A 21,090-nucleotide genomic window follows, 5' to 3' on the forward strand; every position below is an offset into this window, starting at 1 on the left:
CCTGTGTCAGCGAAGTAGCGGCATCCACGCTCCGGGATGCCGCTGTTGCGGCGATGTGGAGTCGATCATGTGGGGTGATCGTCGGTCCGGGGAGGGATCGTCGCCGGGGGATGGGTACCCTGCCCGGGTGGACGGTGGGGCGGACGGCGAACGGCTCGCGGCATCGCTCACCGGACGGCTGGCCCGGCTGGAGTTCACCGACCTGGGCACCGACGAGGTGACCGCGCGGATCATCGACGCCGTCCTGGCCTGGGCCACCGAGCAGGGCTGGCGGTCCTACCGTCGGGCGGCGAGCGTGCTGCCGCTGCCCCCGCCGATGACCGACCGCCACTCGGTGCTGGACGTCGCGTGTGCCCGCCGGGACGGGCCGCCCGTGGTGATCGAGGTCGACCACACCGACCGGCGGCGCACCTGGGAGAAGCTCACGGCGGAGGCGGCAGCCGGCCGGATCGCCCTCTGGGTGCGCTGGGGTCCGGGGCGGTTCGCCGTGCCGCCGGCCCCGATCCACCTGGTCACCTGCGAGGTGTCCCGGCACTCCGGGCCGCCGGGCGCGGGCCGCCGGCACAGCCGGACGACGGCTCCCGCCCGGCCGGCACCCGTGCACTCCGCCCGTGACGTCGACCCGGTCGTTGCGCCGCTGCCGCTTCCGTCGGCGGACCCCGGTACGTCCTGACCGGACGTGACTACTCGAAGCGGGTCGGGTCGCCCGCGCCGTAGCGGACGATCTCCGGCTCGTCGGCGGAGAAGTCGATCACGGTGGTGGGCTGCGTGCCGCACTCGCCGGAATCGACCACCGCGTCGATCGCGTGGTCGAGTCGTTCCTTGATCTCCCACCCCTGGGTCATCGGTTCGGACTCACCGGGCAGCAGCAGGGTGCTGGACACCAACGGCTCGCCCAGCGCCGCCAGCAGCGCCTGCGCGACCGGGTGGTCGGGGATGCGTACGCCGACGGTCTTCTTCCTGGGGTGCAGCAGCCGGCGCGGCACCTCCTTGGTGGCGGGCAGGATGAAGGTGTAGCTGCCCGGGGTGGCCGCCTTCAGCGACCGGAACACCGCGTTGTTGATCTGCACGAACTGGCCGAGCTGTGCGAAGTCCCGGCACACGAGGGTGAAGTGGTGCCTGCTGTCCAGGTGTCGGATCTCCCTGATCCGGTCGAGGCCGTCCCGGTTGCCGAGCTGGCAGCCGAGCGCGAAGCACGAGTCCGTCGGGTAGGCGACCAGGCCGTCGCCGCGCAGCAGGTCGACCACCCGGGCGATCGTCCGGGGCTGCGGGTTCTCCGGGTGTACGTCGAGATAGATCGCCATGGCGGCGAGCCTAGTGGGGGAGTGGTGGCGGTCGCCGGTGGGCCCGGAGCACGTCGCGCGCCCAGGTCAGCATGGGGCAGCCGCCGTCGCGGCACTGGAAGCACCGGCGCAGGGGCGGCGGCCCGTCCGGTGCCTCGTGGTGCTGCGCCAGCACCCGCTGCGCGGTCCAGATGACCAGGGCGGGCGTGACGGGTCCGTCGTCCATCGGCATGGGACCCCTCCCGGGTACGGGCAGATCCGGGCACCGATCCCCGATCAGGTACCCGGACCGCCAGCGGATGTGCCCCATCAGCATCACCTGCAACGTGCACACCGTCAAGGTTGCAAGTGGCAACGTGTGCACGGGGCACGTACATACGGTCAAGGCGTGAGACTCGTGGCCCTCTCCGACATCGCGGACATGCTCGGCGGTGTGTCGCGGACCAGGGCCACCGAGATCACCAACCGTCCGACCTTCCCGGCACCTATCGACACGGTGGCCAGCGGCAAGGTCCGCGTCTGGGACCGGGCGGCGGTCGACGCGTGGATCAGGCAGTACCGGCCGAACCAACCGCGCGGCGCGGACGACGACGAACGCTGAACGGCTCCGGGTGTCGGGGGTGGCCGTTACCGTGTGAGCGTGGCGACGGCGGCCGAGGAGATCCAGGTGGGGGAGCGGCTGGTCCGCGTCTCCAGCCCCGACAAGCCCTACTTCCCTGAGCGCGGCCTGACCAAGCGGGACGTGGTCGGCTACTTCCTGGCCGTCGGCGACGGCATCCTGCGCGCCCTGCGGGACCGCCCGACGATGCTGGAGCGCTGGCCGCGTGGCGTGTTCGCCGGCGCGAAGATCGGCACCCGGCAGGACAACCGGGGTGACGCCTTCTACCAGAAGCGGCTGCCGGCCGGCGCTCCCGACTGGGTGCGCACCGCACACCTCACCTTCCCCAGTGGCCGTACCGCCGACGAGGTCGCTCCGGGCGAGCTGGCGGTGGTGATCTGGGCGGCCAACCTCGGCACCCTGCGGTTCCACCCGTGGCCGGTGACGGCGGCCGACGTGGAGCGCCCCGACCAGCTCCGGATCGACCTGGACCCGATGCCGGGTGTCGGCTTCGAGCAGGTGGTGCCGGTGGCCCACGAGGTCCGGGCGTTCCTCGCCGAGCTGGGCATGGTCGGCTACCCCAAGACCACCGGCGGGCGTGGCCTGCACGTCTACCTGTCCATCGAGCCCCGGTGGAGCTTCGGGGAGTGCCGGCGGGCCGTGCTCGCCCTCGGCCACGAGCTGGCGCGGCGGCTGCCCGACCTGGTCACCACCACCTGGTGGCGGGATCAGCGGGACCGGCCGGTCTTCATCGACTACAACCAGATGGCCCGCGACCACACGGTGACCTCGGCGTACTCGATCCGGCCCACCCCGGCGGCGCTGGTGTCGGCCCCGCTGGACTGGGCGGAGCTGGACGACGCCCGCCCGGAGGACTTCGACGTGCTGAGCATGCCGGCCCGGTTCGCCGAGCGCGGCGACCCGCACGCCGGCCTGGACGGCGACCGCTACTCGCTGGAGCCGCTGCTGGCGCTGGCCGACCGCGCCGGCCTGGCCGCCCCACCGGAACGCTGACCGCCCGCGCGACCGCCCCACCGCAGGGCCGACCGCGCCGCGCCGGCCGGTCGCGCGGGCGGGCCGCTCAGGCCCAGGGGCTGCCGGCGCCGTCGAACTCGTCGAAGACCAGCCACGTGCGGGTGGACAGCACCCCGGCGATGCCCTGCACCCGGCTGAGCACCACGTCCCGCAGGGTGGCGTTGTCGGGCGCGCGGACCAGCGCCAACACGTCGTGTTCCCCGCTGAGCAGCGCCACGTGCTCGATGTAGCGCACCCGGGCCAGCTCCGCCGACACCTCCCGCCAGGTGTTCTGCTGGATGGTCAACGAGATGTACGCCGAGGTGCCCAGCCCGGCCGGCTCCGGCGCGACCAGTGCCCGGAAGCCGGTCACCACCCCGTCGCGCAGCAGCCGTTCCAGCCGGGCGTACGCGTTGGTGCGCGACACGTGTACCCGTTCGGCGAGGGTGCGCACCGACATCCGGCCGTCGCGGACCAGCTCGGCGAGGATCCGCCGGTCCACCTCGTCCAGCGGCGTGGCCGAACGTCCCGTTCCGCCCGGCCCGGCCCCGGCTGTAGTGGTCTCTTGGCCCATCAGCAGCTCCCCGAAATGCCAATCGTCCCGCGTTGGGCCGGCATGTTGAGTCAATCATCCGACGGCAGGAGCATAGGGCCACCACACGTCCAGGAGGTCCCCGCCGTGACGACCACACCCCAGGCGGTCCGCAGGGCATCCCCGCGTACCCGTCGACCGGCCACCCCGGTCGCCCCCGACCCCACCGCCGGCCTGCTGCCGCAGACCGAGCCGGTCCGGCTGCTCGCCCCCGACGGCACGCCGCTGCCACGCCGCGCCGACCTGCCCGAACCGCCGGTCGAGGCGCTGCGCGAGATGTACCGCCGGATGGTCGTCGGCCGACGCTTCGACGCGCAGTCCACCGCCCTGACCAAGCAGGGCCGGCTCGCCGTCTACCCGTCCTCGCGCGGCCAGGAGGCGTGCCAGGTCGGCGCGGTGCTGGCACTGCGCGACGACGACTGGGTGTTCCCCACCTACCGGGAGTCGATGGCGCTGACCGCCCGGGGCATCGACCCGGTCGAGGTGCTCACCCTGCTGCGCGGCGACTGGCACTGCGGGTACGACCCGACCGTGGTCCGCACCGCGCCGCAGTGCACCCCGCTGGCGACCCAGTGCGTGCACGCCGCCGGTCTGGCCTACGGCGAGTCCTACCAGGGGCGGGACACCGTCGCGCTGGCCTTCATCGGCGACGGCGCGACAAGTGAGGGTGACTTCCACGAGGGGCTCAACTTCGCCGCCGTGTTCAAGGCCCCGGTCGTCTACTTCGTACAGAACAACAAGTACGCGATCAGCGTCCCGCTGTCCCGGCAGACCGCCGCGCCGAGCCTGGCCTACAAGGGCGTCGGCTACGGGGTGCCCAGCGAGCAGGTCGACGGCAACGACCCGGTGGCCGTCCTGGCGGTGCTCACCCGGGCGGTGGCGCACGCCCGCGCCGGACACGGGCCGTACCTGGTCGAGGCGCACACCTACCGGATGGAGGCGCACACCAACGCCGACGACGCCACCCGCTACCGGGACCCCGACGAGGTCGAGGCGTGGCGGGACCGCGACCCGATCGCCCGGCTGGAGGCGTACCTGCGTAGCCGGGGCGAGCTGGACGACGCGGCGGTGGCACAGGTCGCCGCCGAGGCCGAGGCGTACGCCGCCGACCTGCGGGAGCGGATGCACGCCCAACCGGCCGTCGACCCGCTGAGCCTGTTCGAGCACGTCTACGCCGAGCCGACCCCGCAACTGGTCGAGCAGCGCGAGATGGTCCGGGCCGAGCTGGCCGCCGACGCGGAGGGGGACGCCTGATGGCCACCATGACCATGGCGAAGGCGCTCAACGCCGCGCTCGCCGACGCGATGCTCGACGACGAGCGGGTGCTCGTCTTCGGCGAGGACGTCGGGCAGCTCGGCGGGGTCTTCCGGATCACCGACGGGTTGCAGGCCCGGTTCGGTGACAAGCGCTGCTTCGACACCCCGCTCGCCGAGGCCGGCATCGTCGGGTTCGCCGTCGGACTGGCCATGTCCGGGCTGCGGCCGGTGGTGGAGATGCAGTTCGACGCGTTCGCCTACCCGGCGTTCGAGCAGATCGCCTCGCACGTGGCGAAGCTGCGCAACCGCACCCGGGGCGCACTGAGCGTGCCGATGGTCATCCGGGTGCCGTACGCGGGCGGCATCGGCGGGGTCGAGCACCACTGCGACTCGTCCGAGGCGTACTACGCGCACACCCCCGGGTTGAAGGTGGTCACCCCGGCCACCGTGGACGACGCGTACTCGCTGCTGCGGGAGGCGATCGCCGACCCGGACCCGGTGGTGTTCCTGGAGCCGAAGAAGCTCTACTTCGCCAGCGGCGAGGCTGAACTGCCCGCCCGTACCGCCCCGTTCGGCCGGGCCGTGGTGCGCCGTCCCGGCACCGACGCCACCCTGGTCGCGTACGGCCCGTCGGTGCCGGTGGCGCTGGAGGCCGCCGAGGCCGCCCGCGAGGACGGCTGGGACCTGGAGGTCGTCGACGTACGCACCATCGTGCCGTTCGACGACGCCACCGTCACCGCCTCGGTCCGCCGTACCGGCAGGTGCGTCGTGATCACCGAGGCGCAGGGCTTCGCCGGGGTCGGCGCGGAGATCGCCGCCCGGGTGCAGGAGCGCTGCTTCCACGCCCTGCACGCCCCGGTGCTGCGGGTCGCCGGGCTGGACATCCCCTACCCGGCGCCGATGCTGGAGCACACCCACCTGCCCGGGGTGGACCGGGTCCTCGACACCGTGGCCCGCCTCCAGTGGGACGACCGGCCCGACCCGCGCTGGCTGGTGCAGGGGAGCGCGGCATGAGCGCCCGCACCGCCACCGGCACCCGGGTGTTCCTCCTGCCCGACCTGGGCGAGGGGTTGAGCGAGGCCGAGATCGTCGAGTGGAAGGTCGCCGTCGGTGACGTGGTCACCGTGGACCAGAGCGTGGTGGAGGTGGAGACCGCCAAGGCCGTGGTCGACGTGCCCTGCCCGTACGCCGGGCGGGTGGTCGCCCTGCACGGCGCGGCCGGCGAGACGCGTCCGGTCGGCCAGCCGCTGATCACCATCGCGCCGGCCGACGGCGGCGACGAGCCCGCCGGGTACGCCACCTACCGTGAGGAGGAGCGGGCCGGCTCCGGCAACGTCCTGATCGGGTACGGCACCGGCCACGGCGGCACCCGGCGGCGGCGACGCCCCCGGCTGTCCCTGGCCGCGGAGCCGGCCGCCGGGCCCGTCGCGGAGCCGGCCGTCGGGCCCGTCCCCGTTGGCACCGTCGGCCCGTCGTCCGCGCCGAGGGTCCCGGCCGGCGCGGGGACGGACACCACGGCCACCGGGGTGTCCACCGACGGCGTCGTCCCGCCGGCCGGGGACGGCACCGCGCCGGCCGGCGGGACGGCCCCCCTGGTCATCTCGCCGATCGTGCGCCGGCTCGCCCGCGAGCACGGGGTCGACCTGGCCGGGCTGCGGGGCACCGGCCCCGGCGGCGTGATCCGCCGCGGCGACGTGGAGGCCGCCCTGGCCACCGCGCCGCAGCGGCATACCGGTGACCCGGGGCGGCCCGCCGTCGTCGCGGACCCGGCCCCGGCGGCGCACGTCGGGCTGGCCCCGACCGACGCGTCCGACGTGGTCATTGCGCTGACCGGCATCCGCCGGGTGATCGCCGACAAGCTCTCCCGCAGCCGTCGGGAGATCCCCGAGGTCACCATCTGGGTGGACGCGGACGCGACCGCGTTGCTGGCCACCCGGGCGGCGATCAACGCGGCCACCCCGGACGCCCCGGTCAGCGTGCTGGCCCTGCTGGCCCGGATCTGCCTCAGCGGCCTGCGGCGGTTCCCGCAGCTCAACGCGCACGTCGACACCGAGGGGCAGCGCATCGTCCAGTCGGCCGGGGTGCACCTGGGCATCGCCGCGCAGACCGACCGGGGCCTGCTCGTGCCGGTGCTGCGCGACGCCCAGCGGCTGACCACCCGGGAGTTGGCCGCCGCTCTGGCGCAGACCACCGCCGACGCCCGCGCCGGCACCCTGCCGCCGGCCCGGCTCACGGGCGGCACCTTCACCCTCAACAACTACGGCGTGTTCGGGGTGGACGGTTCCACCCCGATCATCAACCACCCGGAGGCGGCGCTGCTCGGGGTGGGGCGGATCGTGGACAAGCCGTGGGTGGTCGACGGGCAGTTGGCGGTCCGCAAGGTGACCCAGCTCAGCCTCACCTTCGACCACCGGGTCTGCGACGGCGGGGTGGCCGGCGGGTTCCTGCGGCACGTCGCCGACTGCGTCGAACAGCCGGCGCTGCTGGTGGCGAACGTCTGAGCGGTACGCCCGGAGCCGGTCACCCTGGGCGGGGTGGCCGGCTCCGTCGTGCCGCCCGGTGTTCGTCCGGTTCAGGCGGGACGACCGGTCGGCTGGTGTTTTCCGGTCGGCGGGCCGGGAATCCGGCGCGGGTCACGGACGCGCCGCACCTCCGGTGGGCGCGCGCCGCACTGCGCACGCCCCGGTCGCGGCCCTGCCGTGTCGGTCGTGGACGCACCGCCGAGAGGAGCCACCCGTGCCGTACCAGGGTCTGCCCGTCGCCGTGCGGGACCGCCGTCCCCCCGTCGCCGGGGCGCCGCTGTGGTGCAACGCCCACGACTACGGGTTGACCGGCGACGGGGTGACCAACGACCAACCCGCGCTGGCGGCCCTGGTGGACCGGCTCGGCGCCGGCTACGCGGCCGACGGCCGGGCCCGGGTGATCTGGTGCCCGCCGGGCATCTACTCCATCCGCGACGCCGGCACGGTGTGGCGCAGCGGGGTGTCGCTGATCGGCGCCGGCCCGGCGGCCACAAGGTTCCTGCTCAGCAACGAGGGCAACCGCAGCGACCCGACGCCGTTGGCGTTCTGGACGGTGCTTCAGCACGGCGCGGACCGGGACCGGCACATCGCCGACTGCACCTTCGCCGACTTCGAGATCGACGGCTCCGGGGTGGCCATGGCCGAGTACAACTACCTGGCCAAGGGCCTCGGGTTGCAGTACGTGGTGCGCGGGGTGTTCCGCAACCTCTACATCCACCACACGGCCGCCAGCGGCCTGGGCTGCGACTTCCTCCAGGACACCCTGGTCGACGGGGTGGTGGTGGTCGGCTGCGGCCGGCTGGACAACGGCGAGCAGATGGGCGGCGCGGGCATCGGGATCGGCATCGGCGGCTGGGGCGACATGGAACGGCTCACCATCGCCAACTGCACCGCCCTGGCCAACGGCACCAACGGCATCTTCCTGGAACTCCAGAAGGACTACTGGACGCCCCCGCGCGGCTACCGGATCGTCGGCTGCCACAGCCAGGGCAACCGGTTCGGCATTTCGGACTGGGGTGCCGACGGGCTGATCGTCACCGGCTGCACGATGACCGGCAACCTGGAGGCCGGCTACGACGTGTCGGGCAACGGCACCTCGGGCGTCGCCGGCCGGGGTGGCCTGCTCACCGACTGCGTCATCGACGGCAACGTGGGCGACGGGATCAGCATGGGCAACACCCCGGGCCCGTACACGGTGCGGGGCAACCGGATCAGCGGCAACGGCGGCTACGGCTACCATCAGCACGACCTGGGCCGGGGCTTCCCGCATCCGGCGCAGGACGTGGTGGTGGAGAGCAACGAGTTCTGGGGCAACGGCCTGGACGCGATCCGGGTGGACCGCCCGATGACCGACGCGATGCTGCTCGACAACCGCATCCGCAACAACGGCCGGCAGTGCGCGGAGGCGTCCCACGGCGGCGGCGAGTCGGTCCGGTACACCGAGCGGTCCCTGGTCGACCGCTCGGCGACCTGGGCGCAGGACAGCCACCGGGGCAAGGTGCTGCGGGTCGGCCGGCGGGTCGCGGTGGTCGCCACCAACACCGCCACCGAACTGCACCTCGCCCCGGTACGCCCCGACGCCTACAGCGGGTGGAGCGGGGACACCCCGCTGCCGGGCACCGCGTACGAGTTGCCGGCCGCGCCGCCGACCCGGGCCGGCATCGCGATCAACGCGGCGTTCGACTCGGCGACGGTGCGCGGCAACCGGATCTGGGACAACCACGACGAGCGCACCCAGACCCACGGCATGTGGATCACTGCCCGGGGCAGTTGCGTCGGCTGCCGGGTCGAGGACAACGACCTGGCCGGCAACGCGGTGGCGGCCCTGCGGCTGGACACCCCGCCGGTCGGCGGGCGGTGGCACCGTAACCACGGTGACCAGGACTGGGACTGACCGCCCGGGGCGTGCGGGCACGGCCGATCCCGGACATCGGCGGCACCGTGGCCGCCTGCCGCCCGCCGGGGTCGATAAGCCCGGCCCCGCCCGCCCGGTTCCCCGGAAAGCCCGACCCGGCCCGAGAAACGCTGTACAGAATGTGGCCAAGGGGACTGGAAATGGGGGACGGAATATGGACGTGAGGCGGCGATTGACGCTAATGGCGGTGACCATCGCAGCCACACCGTTGGTCCTCGGCGGGTGCACCGTCGAGCGGAGGCCGGCGGCCGGGGCGGCGCCCGGCGCGGCGGCGGCCCCCACGGTGACGGTGACCCCCGCCGACCGGGCGAAGGACGTCCCGATCAGCGCGGAGGTCGGCGCCACCGTGAGCAACGGCCGGGTGACCAGCGTCAAGCTCACCGACGACAAGGGCAGGTCCGTCGCCGGGGAGCCGCGGGAGGACGGGTCGAGCTGGGTGCCGGCGGCCCCGCTGGGCAGCGGCCGGACCTACACCGCCGAGGTCACCGCGACCGGCGACGCGGGCCGGACCACCGTCGGGCGCACCACGTTCACCACGGCCCCGACGAATACGAACCGGCAGGCGCTGACCAGCGTGCTCTATTTCGCCGGAAACCAGACGTACGGCACCGCGATGCCGGTGACGGTGGCGTTCGAACCGGCAATTCCCAAAGAGGCCAGGGCGGCCGTGCAGCGACGATTGTTCGTGAAGACCGATCCGCCTCAGCCCGGCACCTGGTCGTGGCTGGAGGACGGCAGCCAGGTCTACTACCGGGCCCCCGACTTCTGGCGTCCCGGGACGACGATCAGCGTCCGGTCCGCGCTTGAGGGGCTGCCCGTCGGCAAGGAGTACGTCGGTGACGCCGACCGGCGGTCTACCTCGAAGATCGGCCGGCAGGTCGCCCTGGACATCGACAACGCCACCAAGCAGATGTCGGTCTTCCAGGACGGCAGGCTGGTCCGCCGGATCCCGGTCAGCCTCGGCAAGCCGAGCACCCCGAGTTCCAGCGGCAAGATGGTGATCATGGAGAAGCACCAGCAGACCCGCTTCGACACCCGGGGCGAGCCCGACGGCGGCTACGTGGTCGACGTCGAGGACGCCCAGCGCCTCACCTGGGGCGGCGAGTTCATCCATGCCGCCCCCTGGTCGGAGGGGGACCAGGGCTACACCAACGTCTCGCACGGCTGCGCCAACGTATCCTCGGCCGCCGCCGACTGGCTGATGGGCATCACCCAGGTCGGTGACCTGGTGACCGTGAAGGGCACCGAGGTGCCGCTGCGGCCGGGCAACGGCTGGACCGCCTGGAACACGAGTTGGGCCGAGTTCGCCCGGGGCAGCGCGCTACCCGTACCGCCGGGGTTGAAGCCGGCCCCCGCCACGAGCGCGCCGCACCCGGGGGCCGTGGCCGGCGGCTCGTCACCGGCCCCCGCGCCGTCGGCCAGCGGCGGCTGACCGAATCCGGGCGAGGAGGCACGACCGGTCGCCGGGACGGCCGGTCGTGCCCGGCCGGCTCCACCCTGAGGAGGACTCGGGGTGGGCTCCGGGGCGACCCTGGGACTACCCCGAAACCCGACCCGGGCAGGGCGGAAACGTCGCAGGTGGGGGCTAGATTCGGGGCATGACGCAGGCAGAGGACCGGTTTCACGTGCGGCTGCGGGTGGCCGACGATGTGGTCGAGGTGCGCGCGGTCGGTGAGATCGACATCGCCACCGTGGGCGCGTTCCGGGCCGCCCTCTGGGCCGCACCGGCCCGCCCGCTGCTCCGGCTCGACCTGTCCGGGGTCCAGGTGCTCTCCGCGGCCGGGGTGCGGGCGCTGGTCGCCGCCCACCTCAGAGTCCGGGCCCGGGGTGGCGAGCTGGTGGTGGTCGATCCCGATCCGGTGGTCGCCCGGGTGCTGCGGGTCGGCGGCCTGCACCGCGTCATCGCCGTCCGGCACGGCGACGTCCCGGTCGGGGCCGTGTCCCGCCCGCTGGCCGCCTGCGCCTGACCACAGGCCCGGTAGCGCCGGAGCGTCCGGTGGCCGGGCAGCGCCGGGAGCCGGCGACCGGGCCGTGCCACGGGGTGCCGGCGGTGGGGCCGCCGGGCGGTGCCGGCGACCCCGACCGACGTCAGCGCACGCCGAGCAGGTCGACGACGAAGACCAGGGTCTCGTTCGGCTTGATCACGCCGCCGGCACCCCGGCTGCCGTAGCCCAGGTGCGGCGGAATGGTGAGCCGACGGCGGCCGCCGACCTTCATCCCCACCACGCCCTGGTCCCAGCCGGCGATGACCTGACCGCCGCCGAGCGGGAACTCGAACGCCTCGCCCCGGTTCCAGGACGCGTCGAACTCGCGGCCGGTGGAGTGGGACACCCCCACGTAGTGCACGTTGGCGAGCTGGCCGGGACGCGCCTCCGGGCCCTCCCCGACGGTGATGTCCTCGATCACCAGCTCGGCCGGGGCCGCACCCTCGATCGGGCCGATCTCCGGCTTGCCTGCCTGGGGCGTGTTCATCTGCTGTTCTCCTCTGTCGTCACCCGATCGTCCGGACGGTGTCGATCCTGCCCGATCGCGGCACCCCGGCTGCCGCGGACCCCGCCGACCCGCGTCGCGCGTCGGGTGATCCGACCGGAACCCTGCGGGGACCGACCCGCACGCTGCGCGCAGACGCGGCAGGGGCGCCACCGTGGCGGTGGCGCCCCTGCCGGTCGGTCGACCACCCGGGCGGGTGGGACCGTCACCTGAGCCAGCCGAACCGGCGGACCAGCGGGAGGGTGGCCCAGACCCGGCCGAGGCCGAGGGTGTTCCCCGCGCCGACCAGGGCGAGGCCGGCCAGCACCGCGGCGTAGATCAGGTGGTCGTCCATGAAGGGGTTGTTCTCCGGAGGCAGGACGGCGGTCCACATCAGCACCATGAGCAGGCCACCGGTGACGGCGGCGATCCGCATCCCGATGCCGAGCAGCAGGGCCACCCCGATCCCGGCCAGGCCGATCATGAACAGCCAGTCGGCCCAGGCGGCTCCGGCGATGTCCTGGTAGATCCCCTGGAACGGGCCCTTCGCGCCGAAGGCGAGGAAACCCTTGGTCGGGCTGCCGCCGTTGATCCAGGCGTTCTTCGCCGGGGTCTCGTGGCCGAGGCCGAACAGCTTGTCCAGGAACGCCCAGAGGAAGATCCAGCCGAGGGCCAGCCGGGTTCCGGCCCAGACGTAGCGGGCGGCCCGCTGGCGGGTGGTCTCGGTTCCGGCCACCGGTGCGATGGTCCTGGCGGTGGTGTTCCGCTCGATCGTCGCGGTCATGGTCTCCACGTCCCTTCTCTGCCTGGCACCGCACTTCCCGGTGGCAGTTACATTCCACGCCGGTCGGCGCGGTCCCGGCAGGGCCGACCGGTCCGTGCCGGCGCGGGACCTAAGTCCCCTGGTACGGGCGTCCGGACGGGACCTTCGGCCTCGGGGCGACCGGTCCACCCGCCCCTGCCCGGCCGGTCGGCGCGGCCCTAGCGTCGGACGGGAGAACCGGGCGAGGAGGTCGTGATGAGGACGTGGCAGGTGGACGACGTGATGACCCGGGAGGTCGCCACGGTGGGGGAGGAGACCCCGTACCGGGTGATCGTCGACATGCTGATCCGCCGGGGCGTCAGCGCGGTGCCGGTGGTGGACGACTTCCGACGGGTGCTGGGGGTGGTGTCCGAGGCGGACCTGTTGCACAAGGTGGAGCACTCCGGGGCGCAGGATGAGCGTCGGGTCTTCACCGGGCGGCGGCGTCGGGTGTCCCGGGAGAAGGCCGGGGCGCTGCTGGCGAAGGATCTGATGACCGCGCCGGCCGTCACCACCTTCCCGGAGGCGTCGCTGCCGGCGGCGGCCCGGCTGATGGACCGGGAGGCGGTCAAGCGGCTGCCCGTCCTGGACGACCTGGGCCGGCTGGTCGGCATCGTCACCCGCAGCGACCTGCTGCGGGTGCACCTGCGCACCGACGCCGAGATCCGCGAGGACGTGGTGCAGGAGGTGCTGCGGCGGGTGCTGGCCGTGCGGGACGGGCTGGTCACCGTGCAGGTCCGCGACGGCGCGGTGCGCCTGGACGGCCGGCTGGACCGGCGGAGCGCCGCCGAGCTGGCGGAGAAACTCGCCGGTCAGGTCAGCGGGGTGGTCCAGGTCACCAGCACCATCGGGTACGACGTGGACGACGCCGGCCTGGTCGAGCGGGGGATCACCCCGGTGGCCTGACCATCCCGGTCTGACCGTCGGGGCGGACGGTCAGACCGGGGTGGCCAGTTGGGCGGCGAGCAGGGCCGGCGCCTCGGCCAGCGACGGGCCGTACCAGGTGAGGTGGCGGCCGGAGACCAGCGCACAGGGGACGCCGGGGAAGGCGTCCGGCCCGTCGTCGGCGGTGAACGCGTACGGCTCGTCGGGGAGGACCACCAGGTCGGGCCGGCGGGCCCGCAGCGCGTCGAGGTCGGGACGCGGATAACGGTCCGGGTCGTCGTCGTACACGTTGACCACGCCGAGGCGGCGCAGCACGTCCCCGGCGAAGGTGTCCCCGCCGAGCACCACCCACGGTCGCCGCCACACCGGCACCACGGCCCGCCGCACGGGGCCCGTGCCGGTGGGGGCGGCCCAGGCCCGGCGGGCGTCGAGCAGCCAGCCGGGCTCCCCGGTCACCCCCAGCGCGGCGAGCATCCCGGCCAGCTCGTCGAGGGCCTGCGGCACGGTCCGGGGGTAGGTGACCAGCACCGGAATCCCGGCGGCGGTGAGCGCGTCCGCGTCGGCACGGCGGTTCTCCTCCACGTTGAGCAGCACCAGGTCCGGCCGCAGTGCCCGGACCCGGTCCAGGTCGGGGTACTTGCTGCCGCCGACCCGGGCCACGTCCAACCCCGCCGGGTGCACGCACCAGTCGGTCGCGCCGACCAGCAGCTCCGGCGCGGTCACCGCCACCGCCTCGGTCAGCGACGGCACCAACGAGACCACCCGCACGTCGTCGTCCTCCCGTCCTCAGTGGGCGGCGCTGGCGACGGTCTCCCGGGCCACCGTCGCCACCGGGACACCCTCCCGGGCCGCCCACCCGACGGCGTGCCGCACCTCGGCCACCGGCAACGGCCGCCGGTCGGTCACGGTCACCGCCGTGTGCACCGCGAAGGACACGAACGGGTACGACCGGGCCAGCCCGGCCACGCAGTCGTGCACCTGACCGGCCACCGCCAACGCCTCCTCGCGGGTCAACGCCGGCAGCACCAGCAGGTACTCGTCGGCGGTGAGGCGGACGGCCCGGTCGACCGGGCGCAGCGGGGCGGTCAGCGCGGCGATCACGGCCTGAGCCTCGCGGGCGGCGCTGCGTCGCCCGAACCGTTCCGGGGCACCGGCCGGCTCACCGACGCGTACCCCGATCAGGGCCACCGGCAGGGTGCCGGCGGCGGTCACCCCGTCCATCCCGGTCCAGTGGCGCAGTGTCGGCTCGTCCACCAGCCCCGGCGGGCCGTCCCCCGGCTCGGCGTGCCGGCCCGGCCCGGCCCGGTGGGCGCGTTCGACCCGGTCGGCCATCAGCCGCAACGCCGCCTCGGCCCGGCTCTCCCCGGGGGTGGCCGGCAGGTCCCGGACCCGGTGCAGCACCTGGTCGATCGCGGTCAGCGCGACCGGGGGGAGCCGGTCGCCGAGCTGGGTGCGCAGCCGGATCACCTCGTGCAGCGCCTCGTCGCGGCGGAACCCCCAGCGGCCGGCGAAGAGCCGCCCCTGTTCGAGGGTGTCGGCCGGCACCGCCTCCCGGCGGTCCCGGGCCACCAGGCTCGCCCCGAACCGGGGGGTCAGCGCCACCACACTCCATTCGCGGGCCAGTTCCTCGGTGTCGTCGAGCGTCACCGGGTACGCCCCGGCGGGCAGCTCCGGCGGTGTCTGCCCGACCGACCCGACCACGGTGACCGTCGCGCCGGCCGCGATCCGGGCGTAGCGTTCCCGCTCCCGCAGGAAGTACGGCATCCGCTGGAACAGGGCGATCACCACCAGCGGGCCGTCCTCGGCGGTGGCCAGCGCCGACCGCTCGATGGCGTGGGAGACCGTGACGAGACTCCGCTTGGTCAACAGTTCCGGGGCCGGTCCGTCGTGCAGCACCCCGTGAGCGTAGAGATCGAGCCCGGGGCGCACCAACCGCCTGGTGCCGCGTCCGTGGCCCGAACCGGCGGGGCGGAGATCGCGGTCGACGTCCTAGACTCGGCCGGTCACTTTCGCCTGCCCCGGACGGACCGACCCGACGATGACGCGTACCGCCACCGACGACGACGCCCGGCTGCGGCCGGTCCCGTCCGGTGCCGCGCCGCTGTTCGTCCGGGCCGGCCAGGCCGTGTACGCCGCCCGTCGGCTCGGTGACCTGGTGTCGCGGCGGCCGGCCGGGGTCACCGGGCACCAGTGGAGTTCCGCCCTGCGCGAGGAGTTCGACCACGTCGTCTGCGCGGTCGACACCGGTGTGCCGCTGTTCGCCCTGACCGTCGGCCCGACCGCGCCCCCGGGCTCGGCCGGGCAGCGGGCCGGGCGGATGGCCGCCGCGGTGTGCGCCGCCGTGGGCCTGCCGGTGCTGCGGATCGGCTCGCCGACGCTGCGGGCCGCCGGGCACGGCCGGCGCATCGTCACGTACGTCATCGACGCGCGCGCCTACGCCGCCGGGGCCGCCCCGGACGGGTCGGACGACGCCCCGGTGGGTTTCCGGGACATCGTCGGCCGGCTGCCGGACGGGCGTACCGGGCCGGTCAACGATCTCGGCGCGTTGTCCCGGGTGGCTGCCGTCGAGGCGTACGTGTCGCGGCGGCTCAGCGATCCGATCGTGCGCGGGTTGCACGTGCGCTGGCGCGACGGGACGGCCGAGGGGTGGAGCTGGGTCGAGGTGCGTCCCGGCCGGTGCCTGGTGGAGCGGGTCACGGTGCTCGAGGCGCGGCTGCACTGCGGGGTGGACCCGGGCCGGCTGGCCGAGGATCTCGCGGCGGTGGCGGTGGGCGAACGGCTCACCGGGGCGGACAACGCGGAACCGGTCCTGCTCGACCGGGACGAGCTGCGCCGGCAGATCCGCGCCCTGCGGGACCGGCGCGACGAGTTGGGTGCCCCGTTCGCGTTCGAGCACCTCTGCGTGGACTGACCGCCGCCGAAACGGCCGGCCACCGAACGACCCGCCGTCATTTTCCGGCGACGGTTGGTGACATTGCGGCCCGCCCGGAAATCGGTCCGGGATTCCTCGATCCGCGTTGAACCTTCGCCGGTGCCGGCCCGTACCTAAGCGGGAATGGACAGGATCTTCCCAGCCGCGCCACCCGACGCGGCGGACGGTGCGGAAAGGCATCGTCGGCCATCGACGTGCGACCGGAACGTCGCAGCGTCTCCGGCGGGGGTGACCGACCCGGAAAGGGTCGCCTCGTCGGGGGCGCGAGTCAGGTACCGGATCGAGAAGGAGAGCAATTCGATGCGCAGGTCCACAGGGGCACGCCGGTCTTCCGGTAACGCGCGGAGCAAGCGGCTGCTGGCGGCGGTCGGTGCGCTCGTCGTCTTCGGCGGTATCGCCGCCGTCACCCAGATCTCCTCGGCCGGGGACAAGCCGAGGCAGCAGACCCGCAACGTCTCGTCGGCCTGCGTCGCACCGAGCCCCGGTGCCACCTCGCCGAGCGGGCGCGGCAGCACCACCCAGACGTGGCAGAACGGCAGATGGGTCCGCAACCACTGGGGTGACGGTCAGATGTCCGTCGCCGAGTGCCAGGCCGTCAAGGCGGGCAACGCGCCGGTGACCACGCTGGCCTCGACGGTGGCCTGCCCGGAGGTCACCCCCCGGCTGCCGCAGATCCCGGCCCAGGCCAAGGCCGAGGTGGACAAGGAACTCGCCCTGCTCAAGACCCAGATCGACGACGCCAACAAGCGGTTGGCGGCCGAGGGGCGCAACGGCAAGGCGTTCATCGACAACGCCATCCTCGGCCCGCTGGCCGACAAGCGCCGGTCGGCGCTGAACCGGATCGCCACCGCGATCGGCCGCTTCGCCCAGCGCCCGCAGGGCCTGGAGCAGCTCGCCGGCTGCCAGGTGGCGGCCAACAACGGCGGCAACAACGGTGGTCAGAACGGCAACAACGGCGGCCAGAACGGCAACAACGGGAACAACGGCGGCCAGAACGGCAACAACGGCGGCCAGAACAACAACGGCGGCAACAACGGCAACGCGCTGGGCGTGCTGGCGAAGGACTGCGCCAACAGCCGGCTGCAGGCGCACGACGGCTTCCAGAACGGCAACCGGTGCGTCAGCACCGCGTTCGGTGAGGTGGGCGCGGCGGCCAACAACCCGTCGCTGCTGATCACGCAGTTCCCCAACCAGGTCCAGCGCAACCAGGCCTTCACCCTGAAGGTCTCCACCCGCAACCTGGTCCGTGACCGGTTCCTGGCGGCCGGCCAGGGCGGCTACTATCTGGAGAGTTCGGTGCTCAACGGTCAGGGCTTGACCCGCGGTCACTTCCACACCGCCTGCCGGATGCTCCAGAACACCAACCAGGCGCCCTCGAACCCGCAGGACGTGCCGGCGTTCTTCGTCGCCACCGAGGACGGCAAGGGCGGCAACCAGGCCGACGACGTGACCATCCAGATCCCGGGCCTGCCGCAGTCGGGTACGGCGCAGTGCGCGGTCTGGGCCGGTGACGGCTCGCACCGGGTGCCGATGATGGAGCGGGCCAACCAGACCCCCGCCTTCGACGTGGTGCGCATCCGGGTCAACTGACCCGACCGGCAACGACTGCGGGCCACCCCGGGAACCCCGGGGTGGCCCGCAGTCGTTGCGTGCCCGCGGGTGCGTGCGGCGGGCGGACAGCGTACCGGCGGATGTTTTCGGTGCGGGGTCGTCGGATGGAAATTGTGGACACGGCAAAAACGCCGGGGTCACGCTGATATCCCAGCGTGACCCCGGCGTGCCCGTTCGTGATCCGGCCCGCTGTCAGCGGTTCTTCCACGCCTCCACGACCGAGACCGGGATGCGCCCGCGCTCGGAGATTTCGTGTCCGTTCTTGGTCGCCCATTCCCGGATGGCGCGGTTCTGCTCGCGATCCATTCCCGAGACGCCGGGCCGGGCCGGGCGCCGGGCCGGGCGACCGGACTCGACGGCGCCTCGACCCATTCGACGGCCAGCGGTGATGTAGGCGTCGAGCGCCTTGCGCAGCACCCCCGCGTTCTCGTCGGAGAGGTCGATGGTGTACGCCGCCCCATCCAGGCTGAACTCGACGGTCCGATCGGCCTTTCCGCCGTCGAGGTCGTCGGTCAGAACGGTGATTACTTTCCTTGCCATCGCCATTACTCCCTGTGGTGATCGGGGTGTGCTAAGAGTTTGACGTATCTGACGGCAAATCCGCAACAATATGCCTCCCTTTCATTTGGCGGGTCGCGTCAATCCTGGGAAATCCGGGTGCGGCCAATGCTGGCCGGCGGTGGCGGTGCTGCTGGGATGTGTCCTGAGTCACACGTCGGAACACGGGGCACGGTTTGTGACTTGAGTGAGACACGCTCAACCTCAAGTGATGGCAGGTGTCCGATGGCAACCCTTCCGGTACTTCCCCTGACCGACGTCGTCCTGCTGCCCGGCATGGTCATCCCGGTGACCCTCGACCCGACCACCCAGGCCGCCGTCGACGCCGCCCGGGCCAGCGGCGACAAGACCCTGCTCGCCGTTCCCCGCATCGACGGCGAGTACGGCCCCGTCGGCACGATCGCCACCATCGAGAAGGTGGGCCGCCTCCCCGACGGTGAGCCCGCCGCCGTGGTGCGCGGCCTCGCCCGCGCCCGGATCGGCTCCGGCGTCCCCGGACCCGGTGCGGCGCTGTGGGTGGAGGCCACCCGGCTCGACGAACCCGCCCCCGCCGGTCGCGCCCGTGACCTGGCCCGTGAGTACCGCGCCCTGATGACCTCCGTGCTCCAGCAGCGGGGCGCCTGGCAGGTCATCGACGCGATGGAGCGGATGACCGACCTGTCCGAACTGGCCGACGCGGCCGGCTACGCGCCGTGGCTCAGCCTGGCGCAGAAGACCGAACTGCTCGCCGCGCCCGACGTCACCGCCCGGCTGGACCTGCTCGTCGGCTGGGTGAAGGACCACCTGGCCGAGCAGGAGGTCACCGAGCAGATCACCAGCGACGTACGGGAGGGCCTGGAGAAGTCCCAACGGGAGTTCCTGCTCCGCCAGCAGCTCGCCGCGATCCGCAAGGAACTCGGCGAGGACGAGCCGGACGGTGCCGCCGACTACCGCTCCCGGGTGGAGTCAGCCGACCTGCCGGACAAGGTCCGCGAGGCGGCACTGCGCGAGGTCGGCAAGCTGGAGCGGGCCAGCGACGCCTCACCCGAGGCGGGCTGGATCAGGACCTGGCTGGACACGGTCCTGGAAATGCCGTGGAACACGCGAACCGACGACAACACCGACCTGACGGCGGCGCGGGCGGTGCTCGACGCCGACCACGCCGGCCTGGCCGACGTCAAGGACCGCATCCTGGAGTACCTCGCGGTGCGCAACCGGCGCGCCGAGCGCAACCTCGGGGTGGTCGGTGGACGCGGCTCCGGCGCGGTGCTCGCCCTCGCCGGCCCGCCCGGTGTCGGCAAGACCAGCCTCGGCGAGTCGGTGGCCCGGGCACTGGGCCGTAACTTCGTGCGGGTCTCCCTCGGCGGCGTCCGCGACGAAGCCGAGATCCGTGGGCACCGGCGTACCTACGTCGGCGCGCTGCCCGGTCGGATCGTCCGCGCGCTGCGCGAGGCCGGCTCGATGAACCCGGTGGTGCTCCTCGACGAGGTCGACAAGCTCGCCGTCGGGTACGCCGGGGATCCCGCCGCCGCCCTGCTGGAGGTGCTCGACCCGGCCCAGAACCACACCTTCCGCGACCACTACCTCGAAGTCGACCTCGACCTGTCCGACGTGCTCTTCCTGGCCACCGCCAACGTGGTGGAGACCATCCCCGGCCCGCTGCTGGACCGGATGGAACTGGTCACCCTGGACGGGTACACCGAGGACGAGAAGGTCGCCATCGCCCGCGACCACCTGCTGCCCCGGCAACTCCAGCGGGCCGGCCTGACCGCCGACGAGGTGACCGTCACCGACGGGGTGCTGGCGCTGATCGCCGGTGAGTACACCCGGGAGGCGGGCGTCCGGCAGCTCGAACGGGCCCTGGCGAAGATCCTGCGCAAGGTCGCCGTGGCCCTGGCCACCGACCCGACCCCGGTCCGGGTCGACACCGACACCCTGGCCCGCTACCTGGGCCGGCCGAAGTTCACCCCGGAATCGGCCGAGCGGACGGCGGTGCCCGGCGTGGCCACCGGCCTGGCCGTCACCGGCGCCGGCGGCGACGTGCTCTTCATCGAGGCCACCAGCATGGACGGTGAGCCGGGGCTGACCCTCACCGGGCAGCTCGGTGACGTGATGAAGGAGTCCGCCCACATCGCGCTGTCGTACCTGCGCGCCAACGGGCGGCGCTACGGCCTGGACCCGAACGTCCTGGCCGGACGCCGGATCCACCTGCACGTACCGGCGGGTGCGGTGCCCAAGGACGGTCCGAGCGCCGGCATCACCATGGTCACGGCGCTGGCGTCCCTGGTGACCGGCCGACCGGTACGGCCCGAGTTCGGGATGACCGGCGAGGTGACACTGTCCGGGCGGGTGCTGCCCATCGGCGGGGTGAAGCAGAAGCTGCTCGCCGCGCACCGGGCCGGCCTGACCGAGGTGATCATCCCGGCCCGCAACGAGCCGGACCTCGACGACCTGCCCGCCGAGGTGCGCGAGGCGTTGACCGTGCACACCCTGGCCGACGTGGCCGACGTGCTCGCCCTGGCGTTGCGCCCGGCCGAGATCGACGCGGACACGCTCGGCGGTCGACCGGTCGGCGCCGCCTGAGGCGGAACCCACCCACGGCCCTCGGCGTCGCGCCCGGCGTCGGGGGCCGTGGGTGGGGGCCGGCGCGGTCGTGGTGCACGCCCGCGCCAGG

General features: G+C 73.6%; 21 protein-coding genes. 13 read left to right on the forward strand and 8 right to left on the reverse strand.

Translation table 11 applies throughout. The features are described from left to right. Nucleotides 1–127: 127 nt before the first annotated feature. Nucleotides 128–673, forward strand: coding sequence for a hypothetical protein (locus ACN260_RS12745; protein ID WP_422756156.1), 546 nt, complete (start codon nucleotides 128–130; stop codon nucleotides 671–673). A 10-nt stretch (nucleotides 674–683) separates the two neighbouring features. On the opposite strand, the gene ACN260_RS12750 is transcribed toward ACN260_RS12745, so the two are convergent. Both ACN260_RS12750 and ACN260_RS12755 read right to left on the reverse strand, forming a co-directional pair. Beyond that, the gene (locus ACN260_RS12750; RefSeq protein ID WP_422756157.1) at nucleotides 684–1,304 is read right to left on the reverse strand and encodes an L-threonylcarbamoyladenylate synthase; all 621 of its coding nucleotides are present in this window, start codon (nucleotides 1,302–1,304) and stop codon (nucleotides 684–686) included. 10 nt (nucleotides 1,305–1,314) lie between these two features. Next, nucleotides 1,315–1,509, reverse strand: coding sequence for a hypothetical protein (locus tag ACN260_RS12755; RefSeq protein ID WP_422756158.1), 195 nt, complete (start codon nucleotides 1,507–1,509; stop codon nucleotides 1,315–1,317). 162 nt (nucleotides 1,510–1,671) lie between these two features. Here ACN260_RS12755 and ACN260_RS12760 point away from each other — a divergent pair, with 162 nt between their 5' ends. Both ACN260_RS12760 and ACN260_RS12765 read left to right on the forward strand, forming a co-directional pair. Next, on the forward strand, nucleotides 1,672–1,884 hold the full coding sequence (locus tag ACN260_RS12760; RefSeq protein ID WP_422756159.1) for a helix-turn-helix transcriptional regulator: 213 nt from the start codon (nucleotides 1,672–1,674) through the stop codon (nucleotides 1,882–1,884). A gap of 39 nt (nucleotides 1,885–1,923) precedes the next feature. Continuing rightward, a complete protein-coding gene (locus tag ACN260_RS12765; protein ID WP_422756160.1) occupies nucleotides 1,924–2,895 on the forward strand; it encodes a DNA polymerase domain-containing protein in 972 nt (323 codons plus the stop codon). A 67-nt stretch (nucleotides 2,896–2,962) separates the two neighbouring features. Here ACN260_RS12765 and ACN260_RS12770 read toward each other — a convergent pair whose 3' ends face one another. Then, a complete protein-coding gene (locus tag ACN260_RS12770; RefSeq protein ID WP_422756161.1) occupies nucleotides 2,963–3,469 on the reverse strand; it encodes an Lrp/AsnC family transcriptional regulator in 507 nt (168 codons plus the stop codon). A gap of 72 nt (nucleotides 3,470–3,541) precedes the next feature. Here ACN260_RS12770 and pdhA point away from each other — a divergent pair, with 72 nt between their 5' ends. The 6 genes from pdhA (at nucleotide 3,542) to ACN260_RS12800 (ending at nucleotide 11,147) form a co-directional block, all read left to right on the forward strand. Next, complete coding sequence (pdhA, locus tag ACN260_RS12775) at nucleotides 3,542–4,741, forward strand: pyruvate dehydrogenase (acetyl-transferring) E1 component subunit alpha (protein WP_422756704.1); 1,200 nt, start codon at nucleotides 3,542–3,544, stop codon at nucleotides 4,739–4,741. After that, on the forward strand, nucleotides 4,741–5,757 hold the full coding sequence (locus tag ACN260_RS12780) for an alpha-ketoacid dehydrogenase subunit beta (RefSeq protein ID WP_422756162.1): 1,017 nt from the start codon (nucleotides 4,741–4,743) through the stop codon (nucleotides 5,755–5,757). Before pdhA ends, ACN260_RS12780 begins: the two co-directional genes overlap by 1 nt. Then, nucleotides 5,754–7,244, forward strand: coding sequence for a dihydrolipoamide acetyltransferase family protein (locus tag ACN260_RS12785; protein ID WP_422756163.1), 1,491 nt, complete (start codon nucleotides 5,754–5,756; stop codon nucleotides 7,242–7,244). Before ACN260_RS12780 ends, ACN260_RS12785 begins: the two co-directional genes overlap by 4 nt. A 235-nt stretch (nucleotides 7,245–7,479) precedes the next feature. Next, nucleotides 7,480–9,159, forward strand: a complete 1,680-nt coding sequence (locus tag ACN260_RS12790) for a right-handed parallel beta-helix repeat-containing protein (protein WP_422756164.1) — start codon at nucleotides 7,480–7,482, stop codon at nucleotides 9,157–9,159. Between the two features lie 175 nt (nucleotides 9,160–9,334). After that, nucleotides 9,335–10,612 (forward strand): Ig-like domain-containing protein, encoded by a 1,278-nt coding sequence (locus ACN260_RS12795; protein WP_422756165.1) that lies wholly within the window; start codon nucleotides 9,335–9,337, stop codon nucleotides 10,610–10,612. A gap of 166 nt (nucleotides 10,613–10,778) precedes the next feature. Beyond that, nucleotides 10,779–11,147, forward strand: a complete 369-nt coding sequence (locus ACN260_RS12800; protein ID WP_422756166.1) for an STAS domain-containing protein — start codon at nucleotides 10,779–10,781, stop codon at nucleotides 11,145–11,147. Nucleotides 11,148–11,268: 121 nt separating this feature from the next. On the opposite strand, the gene ACN260_RS12805 is transcribed toward ACN260_RS12800, so the two are convergent. Next, entirely contained in the window at nucleotides 11,269–11,652 is a 384-nt protein-coding gene (locus ACN260_RS12805; protein WP_422756167.1) for an FKBP-type peptidyl-prolyl cis-trans isomerase, read from the reverse strand. 223 nt (nucleotides 11,653–11,875) lie between these two features. Then, nucleotides 11,876–12,442, reverse strand: a complete 567-nt coding sequence (locus ACN260_RS12810; protein WP_422756168.1) for a hypothetical protein — start codon at nucleotides 12,440–12,442, stop codon at nucleotides 11,876–11,878. A gap of 225 nt (nucleotides 12,443–12,667) precedes the next feature. Between ACN260_RS12810 and ACN260_RS12815 the strand changes: the two genes are divergently transcribed. Beyond that, a complete protein-coding gene (locus tag ACN260_RS12815; protein WP_422756169.1) occupies nucleotides 12,668–13,357 on the forward strand; it encodes a CBS domain-containing protein in 690 nt (229 codons plus the stop codon). A 30-nt stretch (nucleotides 13,358–13,387) separates the two neighbouring features. Here the strand turns inward: ACN260_RS12815 and ACN260_RS12820 are convergent, their stop codons facing one another. Both ACN260_RS12820 and ACN260_RS12825 read right to left on the reverse strand, forming a co-directional pair. After that, nucleotides 13,388–14,104: a helical backbone metal receptor gene (locus tag ACN260_RS12820; protein WP_422756170.1), complete on the reverse strand. Its 717-nt coding sequence runs from the start codon at nucleotides 14,102–14,104 to the stop codon at nucleotides 13,388–13,390. An 18-nt stretch (nucleotides 14,105–14,122) separates the two neighbouring features. Beyond that, complete coding sequence (locus ACN260_RS12825) at nucleotides 14,123–15,232, reverse strand: DICT sensory domain-containing protein (protein ID WP_422756171.1); 1,110 nt, start codon at nucleotides 15,230–15,232, stop codon at nucleotides 14,123–14,125. Between the two features lie 142 nt (nucleotides 15,233–15,374). Here ACN260_RS12825 and ACN260_RS12830 point away from each other — a divergent pair, with 142 nt between their 5' ends. Both ACN260_RS12830 and ACN260_RS12835 read left to right on the forward strand, forming a co-directional pair. Continuing rightward, nucleotides 15,375–16,247: a hypothetical protein gene (locus tag ACN260_RS12830; protein WP_422756172.1), complete on the forward strand. Its 873-nt coding sequence runs from the start codon at nucleotides 15,375–15,377 to the stop codon at nucleotides 16,245–16,247. A 321-nt stretch (nucleotides 16,248–16,568) separates the two neighbouring features. Then, nucleotides 16,569–17,858, forward strand: coding sequence for a hypothetical protein (locus ACN260_RS12835; RefSeq protein WP_422756173.1), 1,290 nt, complete (start codon nucleotides 16,569–16,571; stop codon nucleotides 17,856–17,858). A 213-nt stretch (nucleotides 17,859–18,071) separates the two neighbouring features. Here the strand turns inward: ACN260_RS12835 and ACN260_RS12840 are convergent, their stop codons facing one another. Next, the gene (locus ACN260_RS12840; protein WP_422756174.1) at nucleotides 18,072–18,419 is read right to left on the reverse strand and encodes a histone-like nucleoid-structuring protein Lsr2; all 348 of its coding nucleotides are present in this window, start codon (nucleotides 18,417–18,419) and stop codon (nucleotides 18,072–18,074) included. A gap of 243 nt (nucleotides 18,420–18,662) precedes the next feature. Between ACN260_RS12840 and lon the strand changes: the two genes are divergently transcribed. Continuing rightward, nucleotides 18,663–20,999, forward strand: a complete 2,337-nt coding sequence (gene lon / locus ACN260_RS12845) for an endopeptidase La (protein ID WP_422756175.1) — start codon at nucleotides 18,663–18,665, stop codon at nucleotides 20,997–20,999. The last annotated feature ends 91 nt before the right edge of the window (nucleotides 21,000–21,090 follow it).

This window comes from Micromonospora sp. WMMD708 (assembly GCF_049315245.1).
Classification (GTDB): Bacteria; Actinomycetota; Actinomycetes; order Mycobacteriales; family Micromonosporaceae; genus Micromonospora; species Micromonospora wenchangensis.

Coding starts and splice junctions, on each gene's coding strand:
- ACN260_RS12750 (WP_422756157.1), bottom strand. CDS start 1,304: ATGGCGATCTATCTCGACGTACACCCGGAGAACCCGCAGCCCCGGACG.
- ACN260_RS12755 (WP_422756158.1), bottom strand. CDS start 1,509: ATGGACGACGGACCCGTCACGCCCGCCCTGGTCATCTGGACCGCGCAG.
- ACN260_RS12770 (WP_422756161.1), bottom strand. CDS start 3,469: ATGGGCCAAGAGACCACTACAGCCGGGGCCGGGCCGGGCGGAACGGGA.
- ACN260_RS12780 (WP_422756162.1), top strand. CDS start 4,741: ATGGCCACCATGACCATGGCGAAGGCGCTCAACGCCGCGCTCGCCGAC.
- ACN260_RS12785 (WP_422756163.1), top strand. CDS start 5,754: ATGAGCGCCCGCACCGCCACCGGCACCCGGGTGTTCCTCCTGCCCGAC.
- ACN260_RS12795 (WP_422756165.1), top strand. CDS start 9,335: ATGGACGTGAGGCGGCGATTGACGCTAATGGCGGTGACCATCGCAGCC.
- ACN260_RS12800 (WP_422756166.1), top strand. CDS start 10,779: ATGACGCAGGCAGAGGACCGGTTTCACGTGCGGCTGCGGGTGGCCGAC.
- ACN260_RS12805 (WP_422756167.1), bottom strand. CDS start 11,652: ATGAACACGCCCCAGGCAGGCAAGCCGGAGATCGGCCCGATCGAGGGT.
- ACN260_RS12815 (WP_422756169.1), top strand. CDS start 12,668: ATGAGGACGTGGCAGGTGGACGACGTGATGACCCGGGAGGTCGCCACG.
- ACN260_RS12830 (WP_422756172.1), top strand. CDS start 15,375: ATGACGCGTACCGCCACCGACGACGACGCCCGGCTGCGGCCGGTCCCG.
- ACN260_RS12835 (WP_422756173.1), top strand. CDS start 16,569: ATGCGCAGGTCCACAGGGGCACGCCGGTCTTCCGGTAACGCGCGGAGC.
- ACN260_RS12840 (WP_422756174.1), bottom strand. CDS start 18,419: ATGGCAAGGAAAGTAATCACCGTTCTGACCGACGACCTCGACGGCGGA.
- lon (WP_422756175.1), top strand. CDS start 18,663: ATGGCAACCCTTCCGGTACTTCCCCTGACCGACGTCGTCCTGCTGCCC.